The organism is Pseudovibrio sp. WM33 (assembly GCF_001623165.1).
Lineage (GTDB): Bacteria > Pseudomonadota > Alphaproteobacteria > Rhizobiales > Stappiaceae > Pseudovibrio.
Window position 1 is genome coordinate 6,021 of sequence record NZ_LMCK01000154.1, and the last position, 4,370, is coordinate 10,390.

Below are 4,370 nucleotides of genomic sequence, written 5' to 3' on the forward strand. Positions count from 1 at the left end.
AAGAAGCGTGACCCGGAGATGGATATGATCCGCACGAAAAGGAAAAAGAGCTTGACCTCAGCCCCCGATTAGAGAAGCGGGCATTCGGTAACGTCAATCAAGGTTTGAGATCGTACTACCTCAATATTATAGAATGCTCGCCTCCGGTATTTTCTTCGAAAATAAATATTCACGCAGTCGAAGCACTAAGTGATCATGGTGTAGGGTTGTAGGAGAACGAGCTTTTCTTGCTTTCAGGACCAATCATTGCAGCAAGAATTGCAGATTGTTTAGCATATCTTACATAGCCTCTTGAAAAGAGAGCCGAGAATAACTACATAAACAAAGCGCGTTTACAGCCATCATTGGCTATCTTTTCTTCCGGCTTGCCGGTTTGTTAGGTTCCCCCTGATTTTGAGAATGTTGCACCCCATGTACATATCGAACATGGGAAACACGCCCGCTTAGCCCGGGTAAAGTTACAAGGTATCAACCATGACACACGGCACTGTAAAATTCTTCAATTCCACAAAAGGCTTCGGCTTTATTTCTCCGGAAGATGGCGGAAAGGATGCATTTGTTCATATTTCTGCTGTTGAGCGGGCTGGACTTATGGGTCTCGAAGAAGGTCAAAAAGTTGCTTATGAACTAGAAAGCGGCCGCGATGGCAAAGCTTCAGCTGTGAATTTGCAGCTGGTCGACTAATAAAAGATCAGGGCTGCGCCTGTTGCGTAGCCCTAGTCCTGATAGAAAGAACCAAAATATGCCTAATATTTCAATGTCATGTGCAAAAGATCGATTTGCTGCGATTGAAAAAAACAAAAAAAAAGAACTAACCGATGAAGAGGAACGGGCTCTGCAATTAAGTGAAAAAACGTCTCGCCTAAAAGAACTCCGTCTTGCTAAAGAAGCTACAGATAAAAAGCTTCGCCCTTTGATAAAATAGTCTACCAAGTGATTGGCAATCAGCGAGTGCACAAGATATCGCTAAATATCTTGGGCTAAGATCTATTCTTTGATCTAGTCGATCTAAAGTTCAAGAAACTATGTTTCTCTAAGATTTACTTCGACTGGCCAAATAAATCCGTATTAAAATTTAAATTGATTGAACCAGTGCGATAAGATGTGCAATATGTATATAATAGAATATTGCTTTTGGGGAAGTAGTATTCTCTGGCCAAGCGACTGTACATAAGTACTAAAGCGTTTTTGGTCATCACAGATTGTATCCTAAATGATCAATGGTTCCGTGAAATTCTTCAATTCTGAGCAAGGCTTTGGCTACATTCAGGAGGAAGGTACAAATTCACAGTTTCGCGTTCTTCGTGCGTCCTTAAATCGTGCTGGTATTAAGAAATTGGCTGAACGCCAAAAAGTACGTTTCGATACGCTTACAAATCCTGCAAACGGGAAAATAGAAGTCAACAATATCGAAGTTGCCTAACAAAAGACAGTTCCTAGACACATAACTTCTTTACTCATGACAGCGGTAATTATCAGATTTGCAGCTGGTCATATACACTACCTCGCAGCTGCTCCCCCTATTCGTGCAAGATATTAGTGCCGTGAATACAGCCATCCTCACCCGGCACTGTGTGAACTAAATCCACGTTTAACCGGTCAATTATCCTCGCCACTTCCCGTGCTCTAAACGAAGGGCCGGCAATTTGCTCGTCAACTGATGACTGAGCAACGAAAGAATGGTCCAATGACAGAACGAACTGATCTTGCTAAAATTGGCTTAACCGCAGAATTAATTGGTCCACTCCAGTTTCCCAATCCAATTGCAAACAATAACCATCGGCAAAATTTACAAGAACACTCCTCAAAACTGCAGAACCACATTGCAGTTGTAGCGACCAATACACATGATTTGAAAGAAACCGGATTTGGATCGATTGAGACATGTCGTTTCTTTTACGATGCTCTAAAAGAAAAATATCAAACGGTTACGTTTCACGAGATTTCTTCGATATCCAGTTTGAATGATATTGTTACGTCTAAACCAGATCTTGTTGTCCTTTGCAGTAAATACTTCCTGGATGTAAGTAATAATACAAAAACTTGGTTTTCAGATTACTTTTCTGAGCATGCAATTGCTTTTACCGGATCTGATCGTAACAGTCTGGAGTTCGATTCCAATAAAGGAAAGGCTAAGACGGCTATACAAAACCACGGTATTGCTACTGCAAAGTTTTTCCAAGCCTGCCCTGGCCAGTTCGAAACAGAAGATAAACTCCCTCTTTTTCTTCCTCTTTTCGTTAAACCAATAGATGCTGCTAATGGAAATGGAATAGATGAAAACTCGATAGTTCGCGACTTCGAAAGTTATCAAAGTAAAGTCAAAGAACTTTTCGAAAGCTATGGCGCAGATGTTCTGGTCGAGGAGGTGCTACCGGGACGAGAGTTTACCGTTGCAATCTTTGACGACCCGGAAACCGATTCAAGATCTATTATGCCTGTAGAAATCATAGTTCCCAAGAATGAAAAGGGTGATCGAATATTGGGATGTGCTGCAAAGCAGAAAAATCATGAGTTACTCAGAACTATTACTGAGCCCACTTTGAGCGCTGTTTCCGAGCTTGCAGGCAGTGCTTTTACAGCATTAGGAGTTAAGAGTTTTGGTCGGATTGACATCAAGCTTGATGCAGAAGGAAACCCCAATTTTCTTGAAGCAAACCTAGTGCCGGGTATGACGCCCGATTCGAGTTACTTCCCAAGGGCTTGTTCATTACAAACTGGGTCAAAATCGAAGACGAACAGGCTGTCAGCAATGACACATTCTGAGGTTGCCTTGAAGATCGTTGAGCTTGGCCTCAATCGCATCAACATATTACAGCAAGTAGGCTAATTACAATCGTCTATTAGGCGGTCCTTGACCTTAGGTCCTGTTGACAAAGTTGCGTAGCCATAGACGCGCAGCAGCCAAGTTTAGGAAAGAGGCGAAAGGTACGCAGGTTTTATCGTATCGAGTAGCAATCCTACGGAACTGCTTGAGCTTATTAAACATGCGCTCAATGCGGTTTCTGTCTTTGTAGGCCCGAAAATCGCAAGATATCGGATCCTTTCGGTTCGCCTTCGGCGGAATGACGGGACTGATACCTGCAAACAGCAAGCTTTGGCGAACGGCATCGCCATCGTATCCCTTATCCGCCAAAAACAGCTGGGGCTTGCGCACAGGCATGTCCAAAAGGGCGGTAACAGCGCTATAATCTGACGCTTCGCCGCCTGTCAGGACAAAACCGAGAGGGCGTACCTGACCGTCTGTTCGGGCATGGATTTTCGTCGTAAAGCCGCCGCGTGATCGACCAAAAGCCTCCTTATGAGTCCCCCTTTAGCGCCTGCGGCCTGACTATGGCAGCGCACTGTGGTGCTGTCGATCATATGTTGCCAGTCGTCGCTAAGCCCAAGTTCCACCAGTGTTTCAAGCAGCCGGTCCCAAACACCTTGCTCCGCCCAACGGCAAAACCGGACATAGACGGAGTTCCACTTTCCGTAGCGCTCATGCATGTCCCGCCACGGGCAGCCAACGCGAAGGACATACAACATGCCGTTCAAAAAACGGCGGTTGTCTTGTGCAGGACGAGATTTTCGGCCCCGCTCTGAAGGAAGCAGAGCTTCGATCAATTCCCATTCGCTGTCCGTTAAATCGCCACGTGCCAAAACTGCCTCCTAAAAGACAGTCTTGAATCATAAAGCAGATGATTTTGGAATACACTTTGTCAACAGAACCTAGATTATCTCACGTATAGCTCGTGGCAATATAGTGCTAAAACCATTTGTGTTGTGACCATTTTAAGATCAATCTATTTCTTTATCGCAGTTCCACTTGAGAGCAGCGAGGGCTGCGCTCGTAGCCCAAGCCTTGGTCACGTTCCCTGCGCAAGCCGATACCGCTAATCAGGAAGCGGCACAAACGGAAGAGACAAGTTGGGTAAACTGCGCCGATGGGGGCAAGCACTGCTATCCCGACAGCGACGGCGTTATCACCATGTGATACGGTAAGGGAGGTAATTATACCTACATCCTCGCTCAGGGTTTGGATAGAATTTCTTGCAACAACTTCTGGGGTAACCCATTGGATGGTCAAAACAAGAAGTGTGCCTATACGACAGCGAACCTACTGAAAGTCGCACCTGAGGGTAGTTATATTGACGTAGCAAAGGAAGGTGCGACGTTCAACCTCCCTGACACAGGCAAGATGCACTGGATCCGATATGGCAGTGGCAACAGTTGGATGTACACCGTAATATCCGGTGGTGGTGAGCAAACAGTGGCATGCACCAACGATTACTTCAACTACAACCCGCTCAACGGCACCGACAAGGTATGCCAGTACAGCAGTTGTCAATGCTTGGTGGCAATCAGTCCAATGCCGTCACAACTGCAAA

General features: G+C 45.2%; 6 protein-coding genes. 5 read left to right on the forward strand and 1 reads right to left on the reverse strand.

The annotated features are described in order from the left end of the window. Positions 1 to 474 precede the first annotated feature (474 nt). The 4 genes from PsWM33_RS26265 (at position 475) to PsWM33_RS26275 (ending at position 2,830) form a co-directional block, all read left to right on the forward strand. Entirely contained in the window at positions 475 to 684 is a 210-nt protein-coding gene (locus tag PsWM33_RS26265) for a cold-shock protein (RefSeq protein WP_057464243.1), read from the forward strand. 58 nt (positions 685 to 742) lie between these two features. Then, entirely contained in the window at positions 743 to 925 is a 183-nt protein-coding gene (locus PsWM33_RS27250) for a hypothetical protein (RefSeq protein WP_153039783.1), read from the forward strand. Between the two features lie 288 nt (positions 926 to 1,213). After that, positions 1,214 to 1,423, forward strand: a complete 210-nt coding sequence (locus tag PsWM33_RS26270; protein WP_063291013.1) for a cold-shock protein — start codon at positions 1,214 to 1,216, stop codon at positions 1,421 to 1,423. Between the two features lie 264 nt (positions 1,424 to 1,687). After that, on the forward strand, positions 1,688 to 2,830 hold the full coding sequence (locus PsWM33_RS26275; RefSeq protein ID WP_063297183.1) for a hypothetical protein: 1,143 nt from the start codon (positions 1,688 to 1,690) through the stop codon (positions 2,828 to 2,830). A gap of 30 nt (positions 2,831 to 2,860) precedes the next feature. Here PsWM33_RS26275 and PsWM33_RS27255 read toward each other — a convergent pair. Continuing rightward, a protein-coding gene (locus PsWM33_RS27255; RefSeq protein WP_206599042.1) for an IS5 family transposase occupies positions 2,861 to 3,642 on the reverse strand; the annotation gives its coding sequence in 2 pieces (ribosomal slippage) (positions 2,861 to 3,312 and positions 3,312 to 3,642; 783 coding nt in all). A 415-nt stretch (positions 3,643 to 4,057) separates the two neighbouring features. Here PsWM33_RS27255 and PsWM33_RS27585 point away from each other — a divergent pair. Beyond that, positions 4,058 to 4,370: hypothetical protein (locus PsWM33_RS27585; protein WP_206599043.1), on the forward strand; the 313-nt coding region annotated here is incomplete at its 3' end.